At 67.8% G+C, this 25,937-nt stretch carries 22 protein-coding genes; 14 read left to right on the top strand and 8 right to left on the bottom strand.

Features of this window, described 5'->3' with window-relative positions; translation table 11 throughout:
• The first annotated feature begins 2 nt into the window (after nucleotides 1-2).
• Together GD1_RS00595 and holA are read left to right on the top strand one after the other, a co-directional pair.
• On the top strand, nucleotides 3-1,484 hold the full coding sequence (locus GD1_RS00595) for a ComEC/Rec2 family competence protein (RefSeq protein WP_059034983.1): 1,482 nt from the start codon (nucleotides 3-5) through the stop codon (nucleotides 1,482-1,484).
• Between the two features lie 454 nt (nucleotides 1,485-1,938).
• Nucleotides 1,939-2,910: a DNA polymerase III subunit delta gene (gene holA / locus GD1_RS00590; RefSeq protein WP_059034981.1), complete on the top strand. Its 972-nt coding sequence runs from the start codon at nucleotides 1,939-1,941 to the stop codon at nucleotides 2,908-2,910.
• Nucleotides 2,911-3,110: 200 nt separating this feature from the next.
• Here holA and rpsT read toward each other — a convergent pair whose 3' ends face one another.
• Nucleotides 3,111-3,371, bottom strand: a complete 261-nt coding sequence (gene rpsT / locus GD1_RS00585) for a 30S ribosomal protein S20 (protein WP_020792205.1) — start codon at nucleotides 3,369-3,371, stop codon at nucleotides 3,111-3,113.
• 344 nt (nucleotides 3,372-3,715) lie between these two features.
• Between rpsT and GD1_RS00580 the strand changes: the two genes are divergently transcribed.
• The 4 genes from GD1_RS00580 to GD1_RS00560 all read left to right on the top strand — a co-directional run bounded on the left by GD1_RS00580 (nucleotide 3,716) and on the right by GD1_RS00560 (nucleotide 8,669).
• On the top strand, nucleotides 3,716-4,882 hold the full coding sequence (locus GD1_RS00580) for a hypothetical protein (protein WP_059034979.1): 1,167 nt from the start codon (nucleotides 3,716-3,718) through the stop codon (nucleotides 4,880-4,882).
• 174 nt (nucleotides 4,883-5,056) lie between these two features.
• A complete protein-coding gene (locus tag GD1_RS00570; RefSeq protein WP_020791018.1) occupies nucleotides 5,057-6,844 on the top strand; it encodes a circularly permuted type 2 ATP-grasp protein in 1,788 nt (595 codons plus the stop codon).
• Nucleotides 6,841-7,824: an alpha-E domain-containing protein gene (locus GD1_RS00565; RefSeq protein WP_020791015.1), complete on the top strand. Its 984-nt coding sequence runs from the start codon at nucleotides 6,841-6,843 to the stop codon at nucleotides 7,822-7,824. Before GD1_RS00570 ends, GD1_RS00565 begins: the two co-directional genes overlap by 4 nt.
• On the top strand, nucleotides 7,821-8,669 hold the full coding sequence (locus GD1_RS00560; protein WP_053777591.1) for a transglutaminase family protein: 849 nt from the start codon (nucleotides 7,821-7,823) through the stop codon (nucleotides 8,667-8,669). Before GD1_RS00565 ends, GD1_RS00560 begins: the two co-directional genes overlap by 4 nt.
• A 19-nt stretch (nucleotides 8,670-8,688) precedes the next feature.
• On the opposite strand, the gene GD1_RS00555 is transcribed toward GD1_RS00560, so the two are convergent.
• Both GD1_RS00555 and GD1_RS00550 read right to left on the bottom strand, forming a co-directional pair.
• On the bottom strand, nucleotides 8,689-9,123 hold the full coding sequence (locus GD1_RS00555) for a type II toxin-antitoxin system PemK/MazF family toxin (protein WP_059034978.1): 435 nt from the start codon (nucleotides 9,121-9,123) through the stop codon (nucleotides 8,689-8,691).
• Nucleotides 9,120-9,767: an alpha/beta hydrolase family protein gene (locus GD1_RS00550; protein ID WP_059034976.1), complete on the bottom strand. Its 648-nt coding sequence runs from the start codon at nucleotides 9,765-9,767 to the stop codon at nucleotides 9,120-9,122. Before GD1_RS00550 ends, GD1_RS00555 begins: the two co-directional genes overlap by 4 nt.
• Nucleotides 9,768-9,841: 74 nt before the next feature.
• Between GD1_RS00550 and lepA the strand changes: the two genes are divergently transcribed.
• The 8 genes from lepA (at nucleotide 9,842) to GD1_RS00510 (ending at nucleotide 19,285) form a co-directional block, all read left to right on the top strand.
• Nucleotides 9,842-11,749 carry a translation elongation factor 4 gene (gene lepA, locus GD1_RS00545; RefSeq protein WP_152972788.1) on the top strand — a complete coding sequence of 636 codons (1,908 nt, stop codon included), beginning with the start codon at nucleotides 9,842-9,844 and terminating at the stop codon, nucleotides 11,747-11,749.
• On the top strand, nucleotides 11,749-13,821 hold the full coding sequence (locus GD1_RS00540) for a M3 family metallopeptidase (RefSeq protein ID WP_059034974.1): 2,073 nt from the start codon (nucleotides 11,749-11,751) through the stop codon (nucleotides 13,819-13,821). Before lepA ends, GD1_RS00540 begins: the two co-directional genes overlap by 1 nt.
• Nucleotides 13,822-13,862: 41 nt before the next feature.
• A complete protein-coding gene (locus GD1_RS00535; RefSeq protein ID WP_059034972.1) occupies nucleotides 13,863-14,768 on the top strand; it encodes a cation diffusion facilitator family transporter in 906 nt (301 codons plus the stop codon).
• Between the two features lie 183 nt (nucleotides 14,769-14,951).
• A complete protein-coding gene (locus GD1_RS00530) occupies nucleotides 14,952-15,158 on the top strand; it encodes a hypothetical protein (protein ID WP_053777620.1) in 207 nt (68 codons plus the stop codon).
• A gap of 210 nt (nucleotides 15,159-15,368) precedes the next feature.
• Complete coding sequence (locus tag GD1_RS00525) at nucleotides 15,369-16,484, top strand: sulfate ABC transporter substrate-binding protein (RefSeq protein WP_059034969.1); 1,116 nt, start codon at nucleotides 15,369-15,371, stop codon at nucleotides 16,482-16,484.
• On the top strand, nucleotides 16,481-17,362 hold the full coding sequence (gene cysT, locus GD1_RS00520; RefSeq protein WP_020792784.1) for a sulfate ABC transporter permease subunit CysT: 882 nt from the start codon (nucleotides 16,481-16,483) through the stop codon (nucleotides 17,360-17,362). The genes GD1_RS00525 and cysT overlap by 4 nt, the downstream gene beginning before the upstream one ends.
• The gene (gene cysW / locus GD1_RS00515; RefSeq protein ID WP_020792786.1) at nucleotides 17,359-18,288 is read left to right on the top strand and encodes a sulfate ABC transporter permease subunit CysW; all 930 of its coding nucleotides are present in this window, start codon (nucleotides 17,359-17,361) and stop codon (nucleotides 18,286-18,288) included. Before cysT ends, cysW begins: the two co-directional genes overlap by 4 nt.
• 1 nt (nucleotide 18,289) lies before the next feature.
• Nucleotides 18,290-19,285, top strand: coding sequence for a sulfate/molybdate ABC transporter ATP-binding protein (locus GD1_RS00510; RefSeq protein WP_059034967.1), 996 nt, complete (start codon nucleotides 18,290-18,292; stop codon nucleotides 19,283-19,285).
• 976 nt (nucleotides 19,286-20,261) lie between these two features.
• Here GD1_RS00510 and GD1_RS00505 read toward each other — a convergent pair.
• Genes GD1_RS00505 through GD1_RS00485 form a run of 5 tightly spaced genes read right to left on the bottom strand, consistent with a single transcriptional unit; the run spans nucleotide 20,262 to nucleotide 25,858 of the window.
• Nucleotides 20,262-21,044, bottom strand: a complete 783-nt coding sequence (locus GD1_RS00505) for a sirohydrochlorin chelatase (RefSeq protein ID WP_244882440.1) — start codon at nucleotides 21,042-21,044, stop codon at nucleotides 20,262-20,264.
• Nucleotides 21,041-22,357 (bottom strand): sulfate adenylyltransferase subunit 1, encoded by a 1,317-nt coding sequence (locus tag GD1_RS00500; protein WP_059034965.1) that lies wholly within the window; start codon nucleotides 22,355-22,357, stop codon nucleotides 21,041-21,043. The genes GD1_RS00505 and GD1_RS00500 overlap by 4 nt, the downstream gene beginning before the upstream one ends.
• The gene (gene cysD / locus GD1_RS00495) at nucleotides 22,357-23,301 is read right to left on the bottom strand and encodes a sulfate adenylyltransferase subunit CysD (protein WP_020792011.1); all 945 of its coding nucleotides are present in this window, start codon (nucleotides 23,299-23,301) and stop codon (nucleotides 22,357-22,359) included. Before cysD ends, GD1_RS00500 begins: the two co-directional genes overlap by 1 nt.
• The gene (locus GD1_RS00490; protein WP_020792014.1) at nucleotides 23,298-24,050 is read right to left on the bottom strand and encodes a phosphoadenylyl-sulfate reductase; all 753 of its coding nucleotides are present in this window, start codon (nucleotides 24,048-24,050) and stop codon (nucleotides 23,298-23,300) included. Before GD1_RS00490 ends, cysD begins: the two co-directional genes overlap by 4 nt.
• On the bottom strand, nucleotides 24,047-25,858 hold the full coding sequence (locus GD1_RS00485; protein WP_053777585.1) for a nitrite/sulfite reductase: 1,812 nt from the start codon (nucleotides 25,856-25,858) through the stop codon (nucleotides 24,047-24,049). Before GD1_RS00485 ends, GD1_RS00490 begins: the two co-directional genes overlap by 4 nt.
• Between the last annotated feature and the right edge of the window lie 79 nt (nucleotides 25,859-25,937).

The raw sequence follows: 25,937 nt of genomic DNA, 5'->3' as shown, positions 1-25,937 counted from the left end.
CGGTGGATCTGCGCCTGGCACTTCCGGCCCTGGTGGTGTGGGTGATCACCGCGATCTGCCTCGGTGTGTCGCCGACGACTGCCGCCGTCATCGCGGTGGGCGCGTTCGTCATCGGTGCCGCCACCCTCATCGCGCAGCGGAAAGGGCTGCTGCGCTGGGAGTTCGCCGGTCCCATCGTGGTGGGCGCCGCGATGGCCGCCACGTGTGCGGCCGCAATGGCATTGCGGCTCGAGGTCCGTGACGCCCATCCGCTGCGGGACATGCGGGGGAAGGCCACCGTGGTGGTGACCGTGCGTGAGGACCCGGTGGACTTCGGACCCGCAGGCGGGGGACGGGTACGGATCCGGGCCGACATCGGCGCGATCGGATCCCGCACCGTCCGGCCGGCCCCGGTGGAGGTGATCGCCACCGAGACATGGAGCGCGCTGTCCCCGGGACAACACGTCCGCGCACTGGTGTCGATTCGGGCGGCACCGATGCCGGGACTCGTCGTCGCGCGGCTGACCGCATCCGGGCAACCCCGCCTGCTGGGGCGGCCGCCACCGTTGCAACGGGCGGCGACGCACATCCGGGATCGGCTGCAGCAGGCCACCTCACGGTCGCTCCCAGCCGACGCCGCAGGGCTGTTCCCGGGTCTGGTACTCGGCGACGACAGCGCGCTCGCCCCGGACCTCGAGGACGACTTCCGCGCAGCCGGGCTGAGTCACCTGACCGCGGTCAGTGGGGCCAACTTCGCGATCGTGTGTGGAGCGGTGATCGGGCTGATCCGGTTGCTCGGTGCACCGCCGAAAGTGGTCGCCGTGTGTGGAGTGCTGGTGATCCTGGGTTTTGTCGTGGTGGTGCGGCCGACGCCGAGTGTGTTGCGGGCGGCGATGATGGGGGTGATCGGGTTGCTGGCGCTGGTGACGGCGCGCCGCTCACAGGCGTTGCCGGCATTGGGGGCGGCGGTGATCGGGGGAGTGCTGTGGTGGCCCGAACTCGCGCGTGCCCCGGGGTTCGCTTTGTCGGTGGCGGCGACCGCGGGCCTGGTCATGTTGTCGCCGTCGGTGCGGGATGTGCTCCGATCATGGTGGGTCCCGCCGGGATTGGCGGAGGTGCTCGCCATGGCGATCGCCGCGCAGGTGGTGACCGCCCCGTTGATCGCACTCGGGTTCGGCACGTTCTCGGTGGTGTCGGTGATCGCGAACGTGGCGGTGGCGCCGGTGGTCGGGGTGATCGGGATCGTCGGGACCGGGGCGGCCGTGCTCGCGGCGCTCGGGCCGTCCGACGGGTGGTCGGTGGTGGCGGCGGAGCTGTTGATCCGGTCGTTGTCGGCGGAGATGTGGTGGATGATCTTCTGCGCCCGGCATCTCGGGTCGTGGGAGTGGGCGCAGATCTCGGTGCCCGACGGCTGGGTGGGTGCGGTGCTCGTCGGCGGGGTGACGCTGGTCGTCGGCGCGGGGACCGTGTGGCTGCGTCGCCGCGTCGTCGAGGGACAACGGTGACCGTGTTGAGGTGGTTACGTCGGAGGTGGTCGCGTCGGCGAGTTCGGCCTGCGGAGATTTCGACTCGACTTGTCGCTGCGCTCCTCGTCGGCTCAATCATCGTGGTGGTGGTGATGTTCGGGGTGGTCGCGTCGGCGAGCTCGGCCTGCGGAGATTTCGACTCGACTTGTCGCTGCGCTCCTCGTCGGCTCAATCATCGTGGTGGTGGTGGTGGTGGTGCTGGTGCTGGTTGCGTCGGGGGTGGTCGCGTTGGCGGGTTCGGCCTGCGGAGATTTCGACTCGACTTGTCGCTGCGCTCCTCGTCGGCTCAATCATCGTGCTGGGTTCGAAGTCTGCGGGTTATGTCGGCTCAATCATCGTGGTGGGTTGGTGGTCGACGTGGTTGGCTCTGTCGTCGGGGTGATCACCACCGACCCGAGAACCGGCTGTCGGTGCCACCTGGCAGCATGGACGCGTGAGCGAACGTCTGCATCTGCTGCTGGGGGACGACGACTTTCTGACCGGGCGGGTGATCGATGCGGTGGCCACCGAGCGGTCGGAGGCCAGTGGCACCGACGTCCCGGTGACCCGGGTGCGCGCCGGTGACGTCACCGGCCCGGAGATCGCCGAGCTGCTCAGCCCGTCCCTGTTCGCCGAGGAACGGATCGTGGTGGTCGAGGCAGCTGCCGAGGCGGGTAAGGCCCCGGCTGCCCTCATCTCCGAGACCGCCGCCGCATTGCCCGACGGTGTGACCCTGATGGTGATCCACACCGGTGGCGGACGCGCCAAGTCGATGGTGTCGGATCTGCGCAAGGCCGGAGCCGCCGAGCACTCCTGCGAGACGCCCCGATGGCCGTCGGAGCGGATGACCTTTGTCCGCAACGAGTTCCGGCAACTCGGGGTGAGAGCGTCCAACGACATCGTGGAACTCGTCGTCGAATCCGTCGGTGCACAGCTTCGTGAACTGGCCGCAGCGTGTGCCCAGCTCGTCGCCGACACCGGTGGCAAGGTCACCGAGGAGAAGGTCCGCCTCTACTACCAGGGACGCCCCGAGGTCACCGGCTTCGAGGTCGCCGACTGCGCCGTCGCGGGCGATCGTGCCGGGGCGCTGGAGTCACTGGCGTGGGCGCTGCACCATGGCGTGGCGCGGGTGCTGCTCGCCGATGCGCTCGCCGAGGCGGTCCACTCGATCGCCCGGGTACGTGCGATGGGCAACGTCGGGGCGGCGTCGGCGGCATCCGAACTGGGTATGCCGCCGACGCGGGTGCAGAAGGTCCAGACGCAGGCGAAGGCGTGGGATTCGGCGTCGATCGCGCAGGCCGTCGTGGTGGTCGCCGGTCTCAACGGGGACGTGAAAGGCCAAGCCGCCGACGCCGATTTCGCATTGGTCAGTGCGGTGTCGAAGGTGGCCGAGCTGCGGCCGGCGGGACGTCGCCGGGCGGGGTGAGAACCGCGTGGCGGGCATACGCCCGTCACGGTGGCTCCGCCCGACCATCCCACCTGGGAACGCAGTTCACCCCGGTGACCGCGTGGCGTCACCGGGGTGAGTGCTGGGATCACCGGCTCAGGACCGCCGAAGGCGGGAGCCGCCGACCGATCGCGCGAGGCGACCGGTCGGGAGGTGTGAACCCGGAAGAGTCAGAAGGCTCAGAGCTTGTTCAGCGCCAGGGCCATCGCCGACTTCTTGTTGGCGGCCTGGTTGGCGTGGATGATGCCCTTGCTGGCAGCCTTGTCGAGCTTGCGGCTGGTGCTGGCCAGCAGCTCGCCGGCCTTGTCCTTGTCACCGGCGTCGACGGCCTCGCGGAAGCCACGGACCGCGGTGCGCAGCGACGACTTGATCGACTGGTTGCGCTGACGGCGGATCTCGTTGGTGCGGTTGCGCTTGACCTGCGACTTGATGTTAGCCACGCGTATATACCTCGTCTGTCTGTTCGGGAATGTCTTCTCGTGCGGTTGTCGGGTGGTCTCGCCCGGACAACCCGCCACCCACGTCGCCGTGGGTGTGTGGGGCGCCGACTCGGTCGGGACTGCTCCTGAGCAGCTCCGACGGCGACCCCCGAGGGTGATCACGACCGACGCTGCGACAGCGATCGAGTTTACCAGCCGGACACGTAGCGCCCCAAATCCCGGCAGAACGGTACCCGGATCGGGGGTTCGGGCGGGAGGTCGGGGCAGTGCCGGCAACCGATCGCACCGCAACGATACCGTCCCGATCGAACTGACAGGTCCGTCCCCTAGGCTCTGCAGTCATCATGTCTGCCGTTTACGTCCACGTCGGGTTGCCCAAGACCGGAACCACTCATCTGCAGGATCGGCTGTGGCGCAATCGCGACCTCGCGCTGCGGGAATCCGGGCTCCTCTATCCCGGCAATGTCATCTCCGACCACTTCCATGCGGCGGTGCACCTGCAGCCCGAGCGATACCTCGACTGGGTGGACCCGGCCTTCGACCATGCCTGGCCGACGCTGGTCGCCCAGATGCAGGCGTGGCCGCAGACCTCCTTGATCTCCCACGAGCTGTTCGCCACGGCCACCGAGGAGCACATCGCCAAGCTCGTCGGCGATCTCTCCTTCGCCGACGAGGTGCACGTGGTGGCCACGGTCCGCGATCTCGGACGGCAGCTCCCGTCGGTGTGGCAGGAGAACGTGAAGAACCAGCGGCGGGCGTCGTTCGGCGAGTTCGTCGATTCGGTGCGGGTGCACACCAGGCCGGTCGACGGTCAGCTGTCGCTGTCGGTCGGGGGACTGCTGCCCGACGAGGAGCCGTTCTGGGAGTTCCAGGACCACGTCGGGATCCTGCGGCGCTGGGCGCACGTCGTCGGCGCCGACCATGTGCACGTGGTGACCGTCCCGCGCACCCGCGGGGTGCCCGGGGACGGCCTGTGGGAACGCTTCCTGCACGTCCTCGGTGTGGACCCGGCCGCGCTCACCATCCCGGTGCCCGGTCTCAACTCGTCGTTGTCGGCGCCCCAGACCGAGTTCCTGCGTGCGCTGAACCTGCGGTTACAACCCGACGACATCGCCTGGGAACGCTATGAGCGCGTCGTGAAGGGTGAGCTGATCGGCCAGATCCTGTTCAAGGATCGGGAGGGTGTCCCGCAGGGTCTGTCCCCGGCGCAACGGTTGTGGGCGGCCGATCAGGCCGACGTGATGGTCAACGCGGTCACCTCGGCCGGCTACCAGGTGGTGGGCAGCCTCGACGACCTGCGGGTGCCACGCGAGGACACCGACAGCCACGTCGAGCCCACCACCGAGGAAGTGCTCGATGTGGCACTCGACACCCTCTCCGAACTCGTCAAGACGATGCCGATGCCCAGACGGGGACCGGGGCCGCGGACGCGGGCGATGAACGTGGTGCGCCGGGCCCGGCGCAAGGCGCTGGCCGTGCGCCGCTCGATGGGCCTCGACCAGGGCTCGTAGCGGGGCGGCTCGCCCGGGGTGCCCACCGCCGGTGACCAGGCGGTGGGCCCGGTCGGTACACAGTCGGTGGCACTGTCGGTGAACAGTCGGTGGCATGGTCGGTGAACCGGTAGTGGCGAACGCAATTGCCGACCGTCGTGCCGAACTGACGGTTTTGTAGCACCATGTCAGGTTATGAGTCCCGCGTCGACGAATGTGCCTGCGAAGAAGGCGCGCAAATCCAGCCCCACGAAGGCCACCACCAAGGCTGCGGCGAAGACCGAGGGCGCGGTGAAAGCCGAGGGCAAGGCGAAATCGAATGTCCGCACGGCCAGGTCGAAATCGGCAAAGGTCTCCGTAAAGCCCACGGACACCGGTATTTTCGCCGGCTACGAGGATGCGAGATCATTCGGCCGCGCCTTTGACGAGATGTTCGACAACGACGGTGATGTCCGGTCGGCGTACAAGGGCATCTTCAAGGTGATGGCCGAATCCGAGCGCTCGGACATCGATGCCCGGATCGACGCCCTCGGGCGGGCGTTCATCGATCAGGGCATCACCTTCTCGTTGTCGGGCAAGGAGCGTCCGTTCCCGTTGGACGTTGTGCCACGGGTGATCTCGTCGTCGGAATGGACCAAGCTGGAATCCGGTATCACCCAGCGGGTGCAGGCCCTCGAGTTGTTCCTCGACGACATCTACGGCGAGCAGGAGATCCTGCGCGACGGTGTGTTGCCGAAGCGACTTGTCCACTCGTGTGAGCACTTTCACCGTCAGGCGGCAAACATCCGGCCGCCCAACGGAGTTCGTATCCACGTCGCGGGCATCGACCTGATCCGGGATGCCAACGGCGACTTCCGGGTCCTCGAGGACAATCTGCGGTCACCGTCGGGTGTGTCGTACGTGATGGAGAATCGCCGCACCATGGCGCGCGTCTTCCCGGATCTGTTCTCCTCGCATCGGGTTCGGGCGGTCGCCGACTATCCGAGTCATCTGCTGCGCGCACTGCGGGCCTCGGCGGCGTTCAACGAGGCCGATCCGAACATCGTGGTGCTCACCCCGGGTGTGGCCAACTCGGCCTACTTCGAACACTCCCTGCTCGCCCGGCTGATGGGCGTGGAGCTCGTCGAGGGCCGAGATCTGTTCTGCCGCGACAACGTCGTCTACATGCGCACCACCGAGGGGGAGCAGCGCGTCGACGTGATCTACCGGCGGATCGACGACGACTTCCTCGATCCGATGCAGTTCCGGCCGGACTCGATGCTCGGTGTGGCCGGGCTGCTCAACGCCGCCCGCGCCGGCAACGTCGTGATCTCCTCGGCGGTCGGCAACGGTGTCGGTGACGACAAGCTGATCTACACCTATGTGCCCGAGATCATCGACTACTACCTCGGCGAGAAGCCGATCATCGCCAACGTCGACACCCTGCGGTGCTGGTTGCCCGAAGAATGCGAGGAGGTCCTCGACCGCATCGACGAACTCGTCGTCAAGCCGGTGGAGGGATCGGGCGGATACGGCATCGTCTTCGGGCCGGAGGCCACCAAGGCCGAGCTCGACACCCTCGCCCGCAAGGTCCGCAACGATCCGCGCGGCTGGATCGCCCAGCCGGTGGTGCAGTTGTCGACCGTGCCGACCAAGGCCGGCGACTATCTCAGCCCCCGCCACGTCGACCTCCGGCCGTTCGCGGTCAACGACGGCGAGTCGGTGTGGGTGCTGCCCGGCGGCCTGACCCGCGTCGCCCTGCCCGAGGGGTCGCTGGTGGTGAACTCCAGCCAGGGCGGCGGTTCCAAGGATACCTGGGTGCTGGCCTCGCGCAGTTCGCCGGAGGAACGGGAGATGAGCGGCACCAAGGTCGTCACCAAGAGCGGTGTGGCCGCGGCCCGGCCCGCCGAGAGCGCCCCCGATCCGCTGCACACCCAGACCCAGCAACAGCAGCAGGGCCAGGTCGGCGGTGGCATGTCAGATGTGGGAGGTACAAACCAATGATGTTGGCCCGCAACGCCGAATCGCTGTACTGGATCGGCCGCTACGTAGAGCGCGCCGACGACATGGCGCGCATTCTGGACGTCTCGATCCACCAGCTGCTCGAGGACACCACCGCCAACGCCGACGGCCTGGTGCGTCTGGTGATCCAGGTGCTCGGCCTCACCCCGCCCGAACCCGGTGCGACGCTGGACGTTTGGTCACTCACCGAACGCGTTGCCTACGACCCGGATTCGGTGGGGTCGATCGTCGACCTGATCGGGTCGGCCCGCGAGAACGCCCGCGGCGCACGCGAGGTCACCTCCAGCGAGATGTGGGAGTGCCTGAACACCACCTACAACGGGCTCGGCGACGCCGAACGGCGTTCGCGCCGACTGGGTCCGCACGAGTTCCTCTCGTACGTGAAGAACCGGGCGGCGATGTTCGCCGGTCTCGCCGACGCCACCCTCAGCCACGACGACGGCTACCGCTATCTGCTGCTGGGCCGTTCGGTGGAACGCGTCGACATGACCATCCGCATGCTGCTGGCCCGTGCCGGTGACCGTTCCGGCTCGCCGGCGTGGGTCAACGTGCTGGTGTCGGCCGGCGCCCACGACACCTTTCTGCGCACCTACCGCGGCGTGATCAACGCCCAGAACATCGTCGAGTTCATGCTTCTGGACCGGTTGTTCCCGCGGTCGGTGTTCCACGCCCTGCGGGTGGCCGAGCAGAATCTCGCCGAACTGGAGAAGGGGCCGAGCCGCACCGGTGCCCAGGCCGAGGCGCTGCTGCTGCTCGGGCGGGCCCGCAGCTCGCTGGAGTTCCTCGAACCCGGCGATCTGCTCGACGGTCTGCAGGAACGGTTGCTCGACCTGCAGGACACCTGCCGGTCGGTCAACGAGGCGGTCACCGCCCAGTACTTCCATGTCTCGCCGTATGTGTCGTGGGCCGACGCCCGGGTCAGCAACGGCGAGGAGCATGTCATCGAGGAGAGTGAACTGTGAGCTGGCGACTGAGGGTCGTGCATTCGACGGGCTTTGCCTACCTGAGCCCGGTCACCTCGTCTTACAACGAGGCCCGGCTGACGCCGCGCAGCGACAACCGGCAGAACGTGATCGTCAATCGCGTCGAGACCGTGCCGGCCACCCGCTCCTACCGCTACACCGACTACTGGGGTACCGCGGTCACCGCCTTCGACCTGCACGCCCCGCACGAGGAACTCGAGGTGTCGGGGATGTCGGTGGTGGAGACCGAGCCGGGGGAGCGGCCCGGCCCCGAACGCGCCCGCGACTGGGACGGGATCCGCACCGAGGCGGTCGAGGACCGCTACGACGAGATGCTCTCCAACACCGCCTATGTCCCCAAGAACCGGTCGCTGGTGGCCACCGCCCGGCGGCTGGCCAAGGGCCTCGATCCGGAGGCGGCGGTCGAGGCGGTCTGCGGGTTCGTGAACGAGGAGATGGAGTACGTACCCGGCACCACCGGGGTGCACACCACCGCCGTCGACGCGTGGAACGAGCGCAAGGGTGTCTGCCAGGACTATGCGCACCTGACCCTGCTGATGTTGCGCGGGCTGGGGATTCCCTCCCGCTACGTGTCGGGCTATCTGCATCCCAAGCCGAACGCCGAGATCGACAAGACCGTCGAGGGGCAGAGCCACGCCTGGATCGAGGCCTGGACCGGCGCCTGGTGGGGCTATGACCCCACCAATGCCACCCCGATCACCGAACAGCACGTGTCGGTGGGTGTGGGCCGCGACTACTCGGATGTCTCGCCGCTCAAGGGCATCTACACCGGCGGGCAGGCCAGCGACCTCGACGTCGTCGTGGAGATCACCCGCCTGGCCTGAACCGCCGGATCGGTGGGCGTCACCGCCAGCCGTAGTGGCCCCGCAGTTCGGCGGCGACGACGGCGAACCGCGACTCGTCGAGGATCGCGCCCTCGCGTCGGATCGCGTCGTCGTCGATCACCAGCACGCGGTCGAGACGGATGAAGCTCTCCCGCTGCTCGGAATCCCACGCGCCGGCACCCAGCGACATCCAGTTCTCGTCGTCGCGCCGGTGCCCCTTGCTCGAGAGCATCAGTCCGAGCACGTGATCGGGATCGTCGTCACGGGGGTCGCGTCCGACGACGAGCACCGGCCGGTCCTTGCCCTGGGACGGGTCGTCCTCGAAGGGCACCCAGGTCCACACGATCTCACCGGGATCGGCGTCGCCGTCGAGTCGCGGCGTGTAGAGCACCCGCCGGGCGAGGTCGGCGGTGGCGGCGCGACGCGGGGCGTGCCGGGGCGTGGGACGGGTCATGAGGGCTCTCCGGCGAGCAGGGCGGTGACCGCGTCGGCGGCCTCCGGTGCGGTGGGTTTGCGGTCGGGTTTGAGGTCGTGGCCGCCCTTGTCGATCTCGACGAGCCGGGTCGGTGCCGGGATCAGCGTGAGGGCCTCGGTGATCTCGTCGGTGGTGGCGAACGGGTCGTTGGAACCGTGCACCACGACGGTCGGCACGGTGATGTCGGGCAGATGCTCGATGCGTGCCCGTTCCGGTTTGCCCGGCGGGTGCAGCGGGTAGCTGCTGAGCAGGAGCAGGTCGGCGCCACCCCCGTCCTCGCCGATCACCATCGACACCTGGCGGCCGCCATAGGAGTGACCGCCGACCACGAGGGGGCCGTCGGCCTCACCGCGCAGCGACGCGACGGCCGCCCGGATACCGTCCCGGTCGGCGGGGGCGGTCGACGGACTCGGCGGCCCCTTGGGGCGGCGTTGCCGGTACGGCAGGTCGATGCGGGCGACGACGAATCCGCGCCCGCAGAACTCGTCGGCATAGGCGTGCAGGATTTTCGCGTCGCGGTTGCCGCCGGCGCCGTGGGCGAGCACGACCAGCCCGATCGGGTCGGTGTGGGGGCGGTGCACATCGGCGACGACACCGTCGGCGGTGAAGGGCGAGACCGTCATGGACAGCAAGCGTAGGCCCCGCCCGGGCCTGATCGGAGCCGCTGCCCGGTGCCCGGACGGGGCGACATGACAAACTGGAGGGAAACACCCACCTCGCCTGTCGTGCCGCCGGGCGCGCCAACCAGGAGCCGATCCCGATTTCCAGCTTCGCCGACACCACGTTCACCGATCCCGCGCAGATCCGGAACTTCTGCATCATCGCGCACATCGATCACGGCAAGTCCACCTTGGCCGACCGGATGCTGCAGCTCACCGGAGTCGTCGAGGAGCGGCAGATGCGTGCGCAGTACCTCGACCGGATGGACATCGAGCGTGAGCGCGGCATCACCATCAAGGCGCAGAACGTGCGGCTGCCGTGGACGGTGGGCGACGACAAGTACGTCCTGCACCTGATCGACACCCCCGGGCACGTCGACTTCACCTACGAGGTGTCGCGTGCCCTCGAGGCGTGTGAGGGTGCGGTGCTGCTCGTCGACGCCGCACAGGGCATCGAGGCGCAGACCCTGGCGAACCTGTACCTGGCGATGGAGAACGACCTCACCATCATCCCGGTGCTCAACAAGATCGACCTGCCCGCCGCCGACCCCGACCGCTACGCCGGGGAGATCGCGCACATCATCGGCTGCGAACCCGACGACGTGTTGCGGGTGTCGGGCAAGACCGGTGTGGGTGTGCCGGCGCTGCTCGACGAGGTGATCCGGCAGATCCCGGCCCCGGTCGGCGATCCCGACGCCCCGGCCCGCGCGATGATCTTCGACTCGGTCTATGACACCTACCGCGGTGTGGTGACCTACGTCCGCGTCGTCGACGGCAAGATCGTCCCGCGCGAGAAGATCGCGATGATGTCCACCGGCGCCACGCACGAGCTGCTCGAGGTGGGCATCGTCTCGCCCGAGCCCAAGCCGTCCAAGGGGCTCGGCGTGGGCGAGGTGGGCTATCTGATCACCGGCGTGAAGGATGTGCGCCAGTCCAAGGTCGGTGACACCGTCACCGCGGCCCGCAACGGTGCGACCGTACCGCTGACGGGCTACCGCGAACCGCGCCCGATGGTGTACTCCGGCCTGTATCCGCTGGACGGTTCGGACTACCCGGTGCTGCGTGACGCACTGGACAAGCTGCAGCTCAACGACGCCGCACTGACCTACGAGCCGGAGACGTCGGTGGCGCTGGGCTTCGGTTTCCGCTGCGGCTTCCTCGGTCTGCTGCACATGGAGATCACCCGGGAGCGGCTCGAGCGCGAGTTCGGCCTGGACCTGATCTCCACCGCACCCAACGTGGTCTACCGCGTGGTGATGGAGGACGGCACCGAGTATATCGTCACCAACCCGTCGGATTGGCCGGACGGCAAGGCCCGCAACATCTTCGAGCCGATCGTCAAGACCACCATCATCGCGCCCAGCGAGTTCATCGGGGCGATCATGGAGCTGTGCCAGACCCGCCGCGGCGAACTCGGCGGCATGGACTACCTGTCGGAGACCCGTGTGGAGATGCGCTACACGATGCCGATGGCCGAGATCATCTTCGACTTCTTCGATTCGCTGAAGTCCCGCACCCGCGGCTACGCCAGCCTCGACTACGAGGAAGCCGGCGAGCAGGAGGCCGATCTGGTCAAGGTCGACATCCTGTTGCAGGGAGAGGCCGTCGACGCATTCAGTGCCATCGTGCACCGCGACGCGGCCTACGGCTACGGCAACAAGATGGCCACCAAGCTCAAGGAGCTGATCCCGCGCCAGCAGTTCGAGGTTCCGGTGCAGGCCGCGATCGGATCGAAGATCATTGCGCGCGAGAACATCCGGGCGATCCGCAAGGACGTGCTCGCGAAGTGCTACGGCGGTGACATCAGCCGTAAGCGCAAGCTGCTCGAGAAGCAGAAGGAAGGCAAGAAGCGGATGAAGACCATCGGGCGGGTCGAGGTGCCGCAGGAGGCCTTCGTGGCGGCACTCTCGACCGACTCGGCGGGTGACAAACCGAAGGGGAAGTAATGGCGTCTGCCGAATCGAACGTGAATCCTGTTCTCGCACAGAGTGATCTGCCTCATGGGCTCCCGGACTTCGCGTCGATCTCGGACGACGACTTCCTGCCCGCGTTCGCCGCGGCGACGGCCACGCAGCTGGGCGAGGTGTCGGCGATCGCCGACAACCCGGAGCCGCCGACCTTCGCCAACACGATCGAGGCGCTCGAACTGTCGGGCCGCGATCTGGCGCGGGCAGCGGGTGTCTTCTTCAATCTCGTCGGGCCCGACACCAACCCGCGGCGCAACGAGATCTCGCAGGAACTGTCCACCCTGCTGACCGACCATGCGAACACCATCGCGATGAATCAGGGTCTGTTCCAGCGGATCTCGACGCTGCACGATGCTGCCGACACCCTCGACCTCACCGAGGACCGGCGGCGGTTGCTCGACACCCGCTACCGGGAGGCGGTGCGCGCGGGCGCGGGTCTCGACGACGCCGGACAGCAGGAGATGCGCACCATCTCCTCCCGGCTGGCCTACCTGACCACCACCTTCTCGCAGCGGATCCTCGACGACACGAACGCCTCGGCGGTACTCGTCGACGACGCCGAGGCCCTCGACGGCCTCGGTGCCGCGGAGATCGCCGCGGCCCGGCGTGCGGCCGCCGAGGCCGGCCACGACACAGGTCACCTGATCACCCTGGAACTGCCGACCAGCCAGTCGGTGCTCACCGAACTGAACGACCCGGCCACCCGCCGGCGAGTCTTCGACGCGTCGGTGCACCGGTGCTCGCGGGACAACGAGTTCGACACGCGGGAGATGGTGCTCGAGATCGTCCGGCTGCGGGCACGCCGGGCCGAACTGCTCGGCTACCGCGACCACGCCGAGTACGTGATCGCCGAACAGACCGCCCCGAGTCCGGCCGCTGTCGACGAGTTGCTCGGCGAGCTCATCGGATCGGCGATGCGCGCCGGGGAACGGGAACTTGCCGCGATCTCGGAGTTCGCGGGCAGCCAGGGGGCCGGCGCAGGCATCGGCGCCGCCGACGTCACCTATTGGCTGACACGGCAACGACGTTCACAGTCGGAGGTGTCGCTCGAGGCGTTCACCGACTACTGCGAACTCGACACTGTCATCACCGACGGCGTGTTCTACGCGGCAGGCGCCCTGTACGGGCTGAGTTTCACCGAACGCCCCGACCTGCACGCCTACCATCCCGACGTCCGGGTGTGGGAGGTCTTCGACGAGGCCGGGACCAGCATCGGATTGTTCCTCGGTGACTATTTCGCGCGGCCGTCCAAGCGTGGCGGGGCGTGGATGAACAACATCGTCGACCAGTCGGCGGTGCTCGCCACCGCGCCGATCATCGTCAACGTGCTCAACCTGACCAAACCCGACGCCGGTGAGCCGTGCCTGCTCTCGATCGACCAGCTCACCACGCTGTTCCACGAGTTCGGGCATGCCCTGCACGGGTTGCTGTCGGCGGTGGCCTATCCGTCCCAGTCGGGCACTTCGGTGCCGCGCGACTTCGTCGAGTTCCCGTCCCAGGTCAACGAGATGTGGGCGCTGCACCCGCAGGTGCTGGCGCACTACGCCCGTCACCACGAGACCGGCGCACCGATCCCGGCCGAACTGGCCGAGGCGGCCCGTGCCAACGCCGGTGCCGACACCGCGCACGGCACCATCGAGTACCTCGCCGCATCGGCCCTCGACCTGGCCTGGCATCGGCTGTCCACCGAGGCCGCGGCCGCCGTCACCGACGTGGAGGCCTTCGAGGCCGACGCGCTGCGCACCGCAGGGGTGGGTACCGAACTCATCCCGCCGCGGTATCGCAGCGCCTACTTCAACCACATCTTCGGTGGTGGGTACTCGGCCGGCTACTACTCCTACATCTGGTCGGAGGTGCTCGACGCCGAGACCGAGCAGTGGTTCCTGGCCGAGGGCGGACTCCGACGGGACAGCGGGCGCCGATTCGCCGAGTCCACGCTGTCCCGCGGCGACAGTGTGGATCCGCTTGTGGCGCACGAGAAGCTGATCGGCCGCAAGGCCGGGATCGAACCGCTGATGCGTCGTCGGGGCCTGGTCGAGGCCCACGGCTGAGACCACCGGCGGCACCGTCACCGTTGTGATCTGATGGTCGGGTGACCGCCGACGAACGTCCGGACCTGTCCCGCTTCGCGCTGCTCAGCATCGCCGCGGCGATCGTGACCATCGCGCTGAAGGTCTCGGCGTGGCAGGTGTCGGGGTCGGTGGGTCTGCTGTCGGATGCCGCGGAATCGCTGGTCAACCTCGCCGCGGCGGTGGCGGCCTTCCTCGCCCTGCGGGTCGCGGCGCGCCCGGCCGATGCCGGCCACAACTTTGGGCACTCCAAGGCCGAGTACTTCTCGGCGGTGTTCGAGGGTGTGCTGATCGTCGTCGCGGCCGTCGTGATCATCATGAGCGCGGTGGACCGGCTGCTGCATCCGCAGGAACTCGAACGCATCGGTCTGGGTCTGATCATCTCGCTGATCGCCGCCGCGGTGAACGGGGCGGTGGCGGTGGTGCTGCTGCGTGCGGGCGGCCGATACCGGTCGCTGACCCTGCAGGCCGACGGCAAACACCTGATGGCCGACGTGTGGACGTCGGCCGGCGTCGTCGTCGGCGTGGCGCTCGTCGCACTCACCGGATGGCTGCCGTTGGATGCGCTGGTCGCGATCGCGGTGGCGATCAACATCCTCGTCGTCGGGGGCCGGGTGATGTGGCGGTCGGCGGCCGGTCTGATGGATGCGGCGATGCCCGCCGCCGACCGCGCCGTGATCGACGAGGTACTGGCCGGCTTCGCCGACCGCGACGTGCGATTCCACGACGTGCGCACCCGCGAATCGGCGCACGAACGGTTCATCCAGTTCCACATGCTGGTGCCGGGGGACTGGTCGGTGGCCCGCGGCCACGACCTCGCCGAAGAGGTCGAGACCGCCCTCGCCGCCCGCCTCGACCACATCCGGCCCACCATCCACGTCGAACCGATCGAGGATGCGCGCTCCTACGAGAACTGGCGACTGGACTGAACCCGGCCGGCCGGGCGCACAGTGCCTGGCCCGGCGCGGTGGTGGTGGCGGAATTCTTCGGCTCGGCGCGGGCGATACCATGGGCACGGACTCGCCTCCGGCGTCGCTCGACCTGGAGCGCTCGGGAGACCAGTTCGAATCACGCTGAATTGAAGTCCGGTGGCGACCGGAGTGGACGAGGTGATGGCTGTGGACGGCGTGCTCGCGTGGTGGGACGGCGTCGAGGAATGGCTCACCGGACTGTCGTTCGTCCCTCAGCTGCTGGTCACGCTGATCGTGGTGGTCCCACTGGCCATCGCGGTCGCGATCGTGCTGAATCTGCTGGTCGATGGCGTGATGTCGGTGATCGATCGTCGACGGTTCGCCGACGACGACGGAAAGGGTTTGTAGGACGTGATCCGTTCACGCGTGACCATGGCGCTGCTGGCGCTCATCATTCTGGTTCTCCTGGCGTGGCTGTTGACCCGATAGCACGTCGCCCTGCGTAACTCCAGACCCGGTTTTCCGGTGGCGATCGGCAGGCTCAGCGGTTGTTAGTTTTATCCGGTCCCCGCCGGTCGCAGCCCTTTCGACCGGCCCCGCTGAGCCCTGGAGGAAGCAGTGAGCGCTGGCCCCGTCACGCGACGCGGCACCCCCGTACTGGTGTGTTTGTTGGCACTGGCGATGGTGCTCGTCGCGGGCTGTGGAGGCGGATCGACCGACGAACCCGGTGGAGTGGATATCTCCAGCGGCAGTCGGCACCTCGATCTGGTCGCCTACGCAGTTCCCAAGACCGGTTACGACGAGATTATCCCGGCGTTCCGCGCCACCCCGGAAGGCCACGACATCGGTTTCTCGGTGTCCTACGGCGCCTCCGGTGACCAGTCCCGCAAGGTCGCCCGCCGAGTTCCCGCCGACGTGGTGAACTTCTCGGTCGAACCCGACATCACCCGTCTGGTGAAGGCCGGTCTGGTCGACAAGGACTGGAAGAAACAGGCACCCAACAACAGCACCCCGTTCGGTTCGGTGGTCGCACTGGTGGTCCGCAAGGGCAACCCGAAGAACATCCACGACTGGGCCGACCTGCTGAAGCCGGGTGTGCAGGTGGTGACCCCCAACCCGGGCAGTTCCGGCTCCGCCAAGTGGAACCTGCTGGCACCGTATGCCGCACTCAGCGACGGTGGCCGCAACTCCCAGGCCGGCCTCGACTACATCTCCGAACTGGTTCGCGACCACATCAAGGTGGTGCCCAAGTCCGGTCGCGAGGCCACCACGGCCTTCGAGCAGGGCCAGGGCGACGTGCTGATCAGCTACGAGAACGAGGCGATCATGCTCGATCGGGCCAATGCGATCGCCGGTGCGAACAGCCAGGTCGAGTATGTGATCCCGCCGCAGACCTTCAAGATCGAGAACCCGGTGGCGGTGGTGAACACCTCCGACGATCTGGCCGGAGCCCGGTCGTTCGTGGACTACCTGTTCACCCCGCAGGCACAGCGGATCTGGGCCGAACAGGGCTTCCGCCCCGTCGACCCGGCCATCATCGAGCAGACCCGTGACCTGTTCCCGGGTGACATCGAGAAGCTGTGGACCATCAACGAACTCGGCAAGGTCCTCGGTGAGGGCACCGCCGAGGACAATGACGGCAAGGACCTGACCGGCTGGAAGGCCGTCGACGAAGCGCTCTTCGGCAAGAAGGGCGCCATCACCAAGATCTACGACGCAGGGGGTAGGCAGTGACCTCGGTCGATTCGACGACGTCGGCAACCGCGACGCCGGTTCCCGATTCCCGCCCACCGGGCGGATTCCTCGGACGCTCGCGCACCTTCGCCGGCGTCAGCCCGGCGACCATCGGTATCGCCTGGCTGTGGCTCAGCATCATCGTGCTGCTGCCGCTCGCCGCGATCACCGTGCAGTCCTTCGACGACGGGTGGAGCGGCTTCTGGGATGCGGTCACCGCACCCGCAGCCCTCGACACCCTGTGGATCACCGTGCTCGTCTCGGTGATCGCGGCACTGATCAACGTCGTGTTCGGCACCCTGATCGCCTGGGTGCTGGTTCGAGACGAGTTCCCCGGCAAGGGGTTCGTCAACGCGATCATCGATCTGCCGTTCGCGCTGCCCACCATCGTCGCCAGCCTCGTGCTGCTGTCGCTGTACGGGCCCAACAGTCCCATCGACATCCAGCTCAACGCCACCAAGCCGGCGCTGGTGATCGCCCTGACCTTCGTCACCCTCCCGTTCGTGGTGCGGCAGGTGCAGCCGGTGCTCATCGAACTCGACGTCGACGTCGAGGAGGCCGCGGCAGTACTCGGCGCCAAGAACCTCACGATCTTCCGCAAGATCGTGATGCCGTCGCTGCTGCCGGCCATCCTCACCGGAGCCGGCCTGGCGTTCACCCGGGCCATCGGCGAGTTCGGTTCAGTGGTGCTGATCGGTGGCAACATCCCCGGTGACACCCAGGTGGCGTCGCAGTACATCCAGCAGCAGATCGAGATCGACGCCCCGGTCGACGCGGCCGCGATCTCGGTGGTCCTGCTACTGATCGCGTTCGTGACACTGCTCGTCCTGCGGGTCGCGGGCCGGTGGCAGTCCAAGCGAGAGGACGCCGACCGATGAAGGTTTCGCCACTGACCAAGTACGGGCTGCGCACGATCGCACTCGTCTACCTGTTCATCCTGCTGATCGTGCCCGTCGGCACCATCTTCTACCGGTCGTTCGAACACGGCATCGTGCAGTTCTGGGAGTGGATCACCACCCCCGCGGCGATCTCCGCCCTGCAGATGAGCCTGCTGATCGTCGTCATCGTGGTGCCGCTGAACGTGGTGTTCGGTGTGGTCACCGCCCTGGCGCTGGCCCGCGGCAAGTTCCCCGGCAAGGGGCTGCTCCAGGCCGTCGTCGACCTGCCGTTCGCCGTGTCGCCGGTGGTCGCCGGTGTCGCGCTGATCCTGCTGTGGGGCTACGGCGGCTGGTTCGGGGGCATCGAGAGCCTGGGCTTCCGGGTGATCTTCGGATTCCCCGGCATGGTGCTCGCGACGCTGTTCGTCACCCTGCCGTTCGTCGCCCGTGAGGTGGAGCCGGTGCTCCGCGAGATCGGCACCGAACAGGAAGAGGCCGCGGCAACCCTCGGAGCCAATGCCTGGCAGGTGTTCTGGCGGGTCACCCTGCCGGCCATCCGCTGGGGTCTGACCTACGGCGTGGTCCTCACCGTGGCCCGCTCACTCGGCGAGTACGGCGCGGTCACCATGGTGTCGTCGAACTATCCGGGTATCTCGCAGACCCTGACACTGTTGGTCCATTCCCGATACACCGACGACTACAACGAATTCGGTGCCTACGCCGCGGCGACCCTGCTGATGTTCGTCGCCATCGTGGTGCTGATCCTCATGTCGCTGATCGAACGGCGTGCCAAGTCACGTCTGGCCGACGCCAGCGAATCCACCTCGGGCGACGTCGAACTCGTCGAACCCGACCTCACCCCGCCGCATGGTCCCGAACCCGTCGATGCCAAGCAGCTCGTCCACCAGCACAAGGAAGGCGTGTGACATGTCCATCAAGGTGATCGGCGCGAACAAGCGCTATGGCGACTTCGCCGCCCTCGACAACGTCTCCATCGACATCCCGGACGGACAGCTCACCTCGCTGCTCGGCCCCTCCGGCTCGGGCAAGTCCACACTGCTGCGCGCGATCGCCGGGCTCGACACCCTGGACTCGGGCACCGTGCTGATCGACGACGACGACGTGTCCCGCAAGTCGCCGCAGAAGCGCGACATCGGGTTCGTGTTCCAGCACTACGCCGCGTTCAAACATCTGACCGTGCGCGACAACATCGCCTTCGGCCTCAAGATCCGCAAGCGGCCCAAGAAGGAGATCGACGTCAAGGTCGACGAGCTGCTCGACGTCGTCGGGCTCACCGTCTTCCAGAAGCGGTTCCCGGCGCAGCTGTCGGGTGGTCAGCGACAGCGGATGGCGCTGGCCCGGGCACTCGCCGTCGACCCCAAGGTGCTGCTGCTCGACGAACCGTTCGGCGCGTTGGATGCGAAGGTCCGTGACGACCTGCGCCGCTGGCTGCGTCGTCTGCACGAGGAAGTGCACGTCACCACCGTGCTGGTCACCCACGACCAGCAGGAGGCGCTCGACGTCAGCGACCGCATCGCGGTGCTCAACAAGGGGCGGATCGAGCAGATCGGTACACCTGACGACCTCTACGACCGCCCGACCAACACCTTCGTCGCCTCGTTCCTCGGTTCGACGGTGCGGCTCAACGGCGATCTGGTGCGCCCGCACGACATCCGGCTCGGCCGCACCCCGGAGATGGCATCGCCGTCCACCGATGCATCGCTCGACACCGGTGTGCTCAAGGCGACCGTACAGCGCGTGGTGAACCTCGGATTCGAGACCCGGGTCGAGCTCATCGCGTCCGCGTCGGGCGAGGAATTCGCCGCCGAGATCACCCGGGGCGACCAGAACGCCCTCAACCTGCAGGCAGGAGAGACCGTCTACGCCCGCGCGACCAAGGTGGCAGCACTCACCGAAGCATGACGGTGGTGGGTGCGTTCGGGCGTGACGGTGCAGAGGTTTCGACGGACGGTCGGCCTCGCTGGCGCGAGGTCGTCCTGCTCAACCATCGGTTGTTGGTGATTGAGCCGCGGAGGAGCGTAGCGACGAGGCGTGTCGAAATCTCCGCAGGCCGATGTTGGAACGTACGCACCTCGGTGGTGGGTGCGTTCGGGCGTGATGGTGCAGAGGTTTCGACGGACGGTCGGCCTCGCTGCGCGAGGACGTCCTGCTCAACCATCGTGTGGGGTGTGTCGTGCTCAACCATCGTGTGGGGAGCGGTTTTTGGTGATTGAGCCGTGGAGGAGTGTAGCGACGAGGCGTGTCGAAATCTCCGCAGGCCGATGTTGGAACGTACGCACCTCGGTGGTGGGTGCGTTCGGGCGTGACGGTGCTGAGGTTTCGACGGACGGTCGGCCTCGCTGGCGCGAGGGCGTCCTGCTCAACCATCGTGGGGGCAACGTCGTGCTCAACCATCGAGTGGGGAGCGGTTTTTGGTGATTGAGCCGCGGAGGAGCGTAGCGACGAGGCGTGTCGAAATCTCCGTCGGCTGGTGTCGGTAGGTGACCCGCTCGGTGGTGGGTGCGTTCGGGCGTGAGCTTGCAGAGGTTTCGACGGACGGTCGGCCTCGCTAGCGCGAGGACGTCCTGCTCAACCACCGTGTTGGGTGTGTCGTGCTCGACCATCGTGTGGGGAGCGGTTGTTGGTGATTGAGCCGCGGAGGAGCGTAGCGACGACGCGTGTCGAAATCTCCGCAGGCCGACGTTGGAACGTACGCACCTCGGTGGTGGCTGCGTTCGGGCGTGATGGTGCAGGGAGGTTTCGACGGACGGTCGGCCTCGCTGCGCGAGGACGTCCTGCTCAACCATCGTGTGGGGTGTGTCGTGCTCGACCATCGTGTGACGGCGTCTGGCCCAACCATCGTCTGGGATCGTCCTGCTCGACCACCGATGGGGAGACGTCAGCGACGTGGTGCGAGAACGTGATCGGGCTGCATCTGGCGTACACCGGCGCGGTACTTGTCGCAGATCGCGTCGATCAGGGCGGGGTGCGCACCGATCGGACCGGCCACCAGGGAACCCGGGGCCAGGGTGTCGAGCGCCTGCTCGGCGCGCTCGGTCAGCAGACCGGCCGACAGGAAGTACGGGCTCAAGACGATGCGGGTGGCGCCGGCGTAGTGCAGGCGACGAACAGCGGTGCGCAGCTTGATGTTCCCGACACCCAATGCGGTGGCGAAGACGACGTCGACCGGCCGGTGCAGACGGGTCGACAGCTCCACCGCACGACGGCGGATGAGGCGTTCGGCGCACGGCTGTGACGAACCCACCGCGGTCAGCAGGATGCCGTCGTCGGGCCGCATCCCGGCCTCGTGCAGACGGTCGGCCAGCGCCTCGGCCAGCGACGTCGTACCGACGACATCGGTCGTCACGACCGGTGCCGCAGGCGCCGCGTCGGCGATGATCGCAGGCAGGTCGACCGACGAGTGATATCCCGGGGCCAGCAGTAGTGGGACCACCACTGCCGCCCCCGACACCGCGGCCACCTCGTCGGCGACCAGCGGAGAATTCAGATCCAGGTACGAGATCCGCACGGCGACATGCGGCAACTGCCGGGCCACCGCCCGCCGAACCCGGCACGCCGTGTCGGCGAACCGGGGGTCACGGCTGCCGTGCGCGACGAGCAGCAGCGTCGGGGGAGTGCCCGCGGCGCCGCCGCCGGTCACGTCGTCGTGCGGTGCGTTCACACCAGCTCTTTGAGATGCAGCGACGCCAGTGCGTCCCCCACCAGGCCGGCGGCCAGGGTGTTGCCGCCCTGCGGATCGATCAGCAAGAAGCTGCCCGACTCGCGGTTCACCTGGTAGTCGTCGGCCGGGATCGGCTCGGCGGTCTGCACCGAGATCCGACCGATCTGGTTGAGCTCCAGCACATCCGGGGCATCGCTGAGCGTCAGGTTCTGCTCGTCGAACAGGGTGTCCAACGCGCCGACGATGGCCTGGGTGGTACGCGTGCCGTGCTTGAGTAGCAGACGTGCACCGGGGCGCAGCGGCTTGTCGGCCAGCCAGCACACCGTTGCGGTGAACTGCTGGATCGGCTCGGGCGCATCGGTCACCGCACTGATCAGGTCGCCGCGCGAGATGTCGACGTCGTCGGCGAGCAGCAGCGTGACGCTACGACCGGTGTGCGCCGTCGACAGCTGGCCGTCGGCGGTGTCGATCTGGGTGATGGTGGTGTGGGTGCCGCTGGGCAGCACCACCACCTCGTCGCCCACACTGACACGACCCGCGGCGATCTGACCGGCGTACCCGCGGTAGTCGGGGTACTCGGCGGTGCGCGGACGGATCACATACTGCACCGGGAACCGCAGACCCACCTCGTGACGGTCGGTCACGTTCGGCACGGTCTCGAGATGCTCGATCAGCGTGGGACCCGAGTAGTACGGGGTGTTCTCGGACCGCGACGCGATGTTGTCGCCGTGCAGCGCCGACACCGGGATCGAGGTGACCTGCTCGTCCGACCACCCGAGCGTGCGGGTCAGTTCGGCGAAATCGGCCTTGATCGAGGCGAACACGGACTCCGCGTCGTCGACCAGATCGATCTTGTTGACCGCGAGCACCAGCTGCGGCACACCGAGCAAGGCCATCACTGCGGCATGGCGCCGCGTCTGGGCAACCACACCGTTACGGGCGTCGACCAGCAGGATCACCAGCTGTGCGGTGGAGGCGCCGGAGACGGTGTTGCGGGTGTACTGCACGTGGCCGGGGGTGTCGGCCAGCACGAAAGAGCGTGCGGGCGTGGCGAAGTAGCGGTAGGCCACATCGATGGTGATGCCCTGCTCGCGCTCGGCGCGCAGACCGTCGACCAGCAGCGACAGGTCGGGGGTGTCGAGTCCGCGATCGACCGATGCCTTGGTGACGGCGTCGATCTGGTCGGCGAGAACCGATTTCGTGTCGTAGAGCAGCCGGCCGACCAGGGTCGACTTGCCGTCGTCCACACTGCCTGCGGTGGCGATGCGGAGAAGATCAGGGGCCGGGGCGAGGCCCGCGGTGGCGTCGGTCATCAGAAGTATCCTTCTCGTTTACGGTCTTCCATGGCCGCCTCGGACACCCGGTCGTCACCACGGGTGGCGCCACGTTCGGTCAGCCGCGACGCGGCGACCTCGGCGAGTACGGCCTCGTTGTCGGCGGCCTCGGAAAGGACTGCGCCGGTGGTCGATCCGTCACCCACGGTGCGGTAACGCACGGTGCGGGTCTCGACGGTCTCGTTCTCTCGCGGTCCGCCCCACGGACCGCTGGTCATCCACATGCCGTCCCGCGAGTACACCTCACGCTCGTGCGCGTAGTACAGCGGTGCGAGCAGTACCTGCTCGCGGGCGATGTAACGCCAGATGTCGAGTTCGGTCCAGTTGCTCAGCGGGAACACGCGGACGTGCTCACCGGGGGCGTGGCGACCGTTGTAGAGGTTCCACAGCTCCGGACGCTGGCGCTTGGGGTCCCACTGACCGAAGGCGTTGCGCAGCGAGAAGATCCGCTCCTTGGCGCGCGAACGCTCCTCGTCCCGACGGCCACCGCCGAACACCGCGTCGAAGCGGTTCTCGGTGATCGCATCGAGCAGCGGGATGGTCTGCAGCGGGTTGCGGATGCCGTCCGGACGCTCGGTCAGCCGGCCGTCGGCGAGGTACTCCTCGACCGAGGCGACGTGCAGGCGCAGCCCGTGCCGCTCGACGATCTCGTCGCGGAACTGGATGATCTCCGGCAGGTTGTGGCCGGTGTCGACGTGCAGCAACGAGAACGGCAGCGGCGCAGGCCAGAACGCCTTGAGCGCCAGATGCAGCAGGACGGTGGAGTCCTTGCCGCCGGAGAACAGGATCACCGGACGCTCGAACTCGCCGGCCACCTCGCGGAAGATGTGGATGGCCTCGGACTCGAGCGCGTCGAGGGTGGTGAAGTCGTCGGACTCGGCGACGTCGCGGGCGGCGCCGGTCGAGGAATCGGTGATGGTCATGCGTGCAGCCCACATTCTGTCTTGGTGCGGCCGGCCCACCGGCCGCTTCGGGGATCGGATCCGGGTTCGGGTTTGACGGTGCAGGGGGCGCATCCGATCGACGGATACCCCTCCTCGACCAGCGGATTGACCAGCACACCGTTGTCGGCGATGTAGCCGTTCATCTGCTCGTCCGACCACGGTGCGATCGGATTGATCTTCACCAGACCGAACCCCTCGTCGAAGGAGATCAGCGGGGCGTTGGCCCGGGTCGGGGCCTCCACCCGTCGGATGCCGGTGACCCACGCGTCGAATCGCGCCAGACCGGCCTTGAGCGGAACCACCTTGCGCATCCGGCAGCACTCGCCGGGATCACGCGCGAACAGGTTGCGCCCCAACAGTTCGTCCTGCTCGGCGACGGTGTTCTCGGGGGTCAGGTTGACCAGGTCGACGCCGTACACCTGCTCCACCGCATCACGGGTGCCGATGGTCTCGGCGAAGTGATAGCCGGTGTCGAGGAACAACACCTTCACCGGTGCGCCACCGAGCAGTTCGCGATCGACGTGCTTGACCGCGAGGTCGACCAGTGCGGCGTCCTGCATGTTGGAGGCGACGACGAAGTTGGTGCCGAAGGTCTCCGCGGTCCAGCGCAGCAGATCCTCGGGCGATGCGTCGGCACCGAGTTCGGCGGCACCACGCTCGGCGATCGCCCGCAGCTCGTCCTCGTCGAACCGGCGGCCGGTGTCGGCGTCAGTGGTGGCGGTGGTCATCGGAGTGCCTCCTCTTCTGCACGAACGGCCCACTGGGCGAACCGCTCTCCCTCGTCGCGCTGGTCGATGAAGTTGCGCACCACCCGCTCGATGTAGTCACCGATCTCGGTGGAGAGCACCTTGTGCTGGCGGAGCTTGCGGCCGAAGCCGGAGTCCATGCCCAGGCTGCCGCCGAGGTGTACCTGGAAGCCCTCGGTCTGGCCGCCGTCGCCGTCCTCGACGAGCTGACCCTTGAACCCGATGTCGGCGATCTGCGAACGTGCGCACGAGTTGGGGCAGCCGTTGATGTTGACGGTGATCGGGACGTCGAGTGCGGAGTTGATGTCGGCCAGACGCTGCTCGAGCTCGGGCACCAGCACCTGCGACCGCTTGCGGGTCTCGGTGAACGACAACTTGCAGAACTCGATCCCGCTGCACGCCATCAGGTTCCGACGCCAGTTGGACGGCCGGGCGGAGAGCCCCTGGGCGGCCAGCTCGGTGATGAGCTGCTCCACCTTGTCGTCGGCGACGTCGAGGACGATCAGCTTCTGGTACGGGGTGAAGCGGATGCGGTCGGACCCGGCGCGCTCGGCCGCGTCGGCGACGGCGGTGAGCTTGGACCCCGACACGCGGCCGGCGATCGCGGCGAAACCGACGGCGTTGAGGCCGTTCTTGAGCTTCTGCACGCCGACGTGGTCACGCGGGGCGGTCAGCGGCTCGGGGGCCGGGCCGTCGATCAGCTTGCGGCCCAGGTACTCGTCCTCGAGGACCTGCCGGAACTTCTCGATGCCCCAGTCCTTGATCAGGAACTTCAGGCGGGCCTTGGTGCGCAGGCGGCGGTAACCGTAGTCGCGGAAGATCGAGACCACGCCCTCCCACACATCGGGCACCTCGTCGAGCGGGATCCACGCACCGACCCGTTGCGCGAGCATCGGATTGGTGGACAGGCCGCCACCGACCCACAGGTCCAGTCCCGGACCGTGCTCGGGATGTTCGACACCGATGAAGGCGACGTCGTTGATCTCGTGCGCGACGTCCTGCAGACCGGAGATCGCGGTCTTGAACTTGCGGGGGAGGTTCGAGTACTGCGGGTCGCCGATGTAGCGGCGAACGATCTCGTCGATCGCGGGGGTGGGGTCGAGCACCTCGTCGAGGGCCTCGCCGGCCAGCGGCGAACCGAGAACCACGCGCGGGCAGTCGCCGCACGCCTCGGTGGTCTTGAGGCCCACACCCTCGATGCGCTTCCAGATCTCCGGGACGTCCTCGATCCGGATCCAGTGGTACTGGACGTTCTCGCGGTCGGAGAGATCGGCTGTGTCCCTGGCGAACTCGGTGGAGATCCCGCCGAGGGTGCGCAGCTGCTCGACGTTGAGGGCGCCCGCATCGCAGCGGATGCGCATCATGAAGTGGCTGTCTTCGAGGATGTCGATGTTCTCGTCGCCGGTCCAGGTGCCGTCGTAGCCCTCGGCCCGCTGGGTGTAGAGGCCCCACCAGCGCATCCGGCCGCGCAGGTCCTGCTTGTCGATCGACTCGAAGCCCTGGTGGGCGTAGATGTTCTCGATCCGCGCACGCACGTTGAGCGGGTTGTCGTCCTTCTTGGCCTGCTCGTTGGGATTGAGCGGTTCGCGGTAGCCGAGCTTCCACTGCCCCTCGGCACGACGCTTGGCCGGACGGGCCTTCTTGCGCGCCGGACGATCGCCGGTGGCCGCAGCACGGGCCGGGCGATCACCGGTCGCCGCGGCGCGAGCGGGACGCTCGGCGCGGGCCGACGGCGCTGCGGGCTCGGCGGCGGCGTCGCCGGTCGCGGTGATATCGGTCGTAGACGTCATGGATTCTCCTGCGCCGGGGCACGCGTGCTCCGGCCGATCAAGGGCTGGGCAATGAACGTGACGTGACGGCACACCCGCG

The organism is Gordonia desulfuricans NBRC 100010, assembly GCF_001485495.1.
Taxonomy (GTDB): Bacteria; Actinomycetota; Actinomycetes; order Mycobacteriales; family Mycobacteriaceae; genus Gordonia; species Gordonia desulfuricans.
This window is presented reverse-complemented; position numbering and strand designations above follow the sequence as displayed.

Bases quoted from the DNA above. Each gene is read 5' to 3' on its own strand.
- GD1_RS00580 (WP_059034979.1), top strand. From the start codon at position 3,716: ATGTCTGCCGTTTACGTCCACGTCGGGTTGCCCAAGACCGGAACCACT.
- GD1_RS00570 (WP_020791018.1), top strand. From the start codon at position 5,057: ATGAGTCCCGCGTCGACGAATGTGCCTGCGAAGAAGGCGCGCAAATCC.
- GD1_RS00565 (WP_020791015.1), top strand. From the start codon at position 6,841: ATGATGTTGGCCCGCAACGCCGAATCGCTGTACTGGATCGGCCGCTAC.
- GD1_RS00555 (WP_059034978.1), bottom strand. From the start codon at position 9,123: ATGACCCGTCCCACGCCCCGGCACGCCCCGCGTCGCGCCGCCACCGCC.
- GD1_RS00550 (WP_059034976.1), bottom strand. From the start codon at position 9,767: ATGACGGTCTCGCCCTTCACCGCCGACGGTGTCGTCGCCGATGTGCAC.
- GD1_RS00540 (WP_059034974.1), top strand. From the start codon at position 11,749: ATGGCGTCTGCCGAATCGAACGTGAATCCTGTTCTCGCACAGAGTGAT.
- GD1_RS00530 (WP_053777620.1), top strand. From the start codon at position 14,952: ATGGCTGTGGACGGCGTGCTCGCGTGGTGGGACGGCGTCGAGGAATGG.
- cysW (WP_020792786.1), top strand. From the start codon at position 17,359: ATGAAGGTTTCGCCACTGACCAAGTACGGGCTGCGCACGATCGCACTC.
- GD1_RS00510 (WP_059034967.1), top strand. From the start codon at position 18,290: ATGTCCATCAAGGTGATCGGCGCGAACAAGCGCTATGGCGACTTCGCC.
- GD1_RS00500 (WP_059034965.1), bottom strand. From the start codon at position 22,357: ATGACCGACGCCACCGCGGGCCTCGCCCCGGCCCCTGATCTTCTCCGC.
- cysD (WP_020792011.1), bottom strand. From the start codon at position 23,301: ATGACCATCACCGATTCCTCGACCGGCGCCGCCCGCGACGTCGCCGAG.
- GD1_RS00490 (WP_020792014.1), bottom strand. From the start codon at position 24,050: ATGACCACCGCCACCACTGACGCCGACACCGGCCGCCGGTTCGACGAG.
- GD1_RS00485 (WP_053777585.1), bottom strand. From the start codon at position 25,858: ATGACGTCTACGACCGATATCACCGCGACCGGCGACGCCGCCGCCGAG.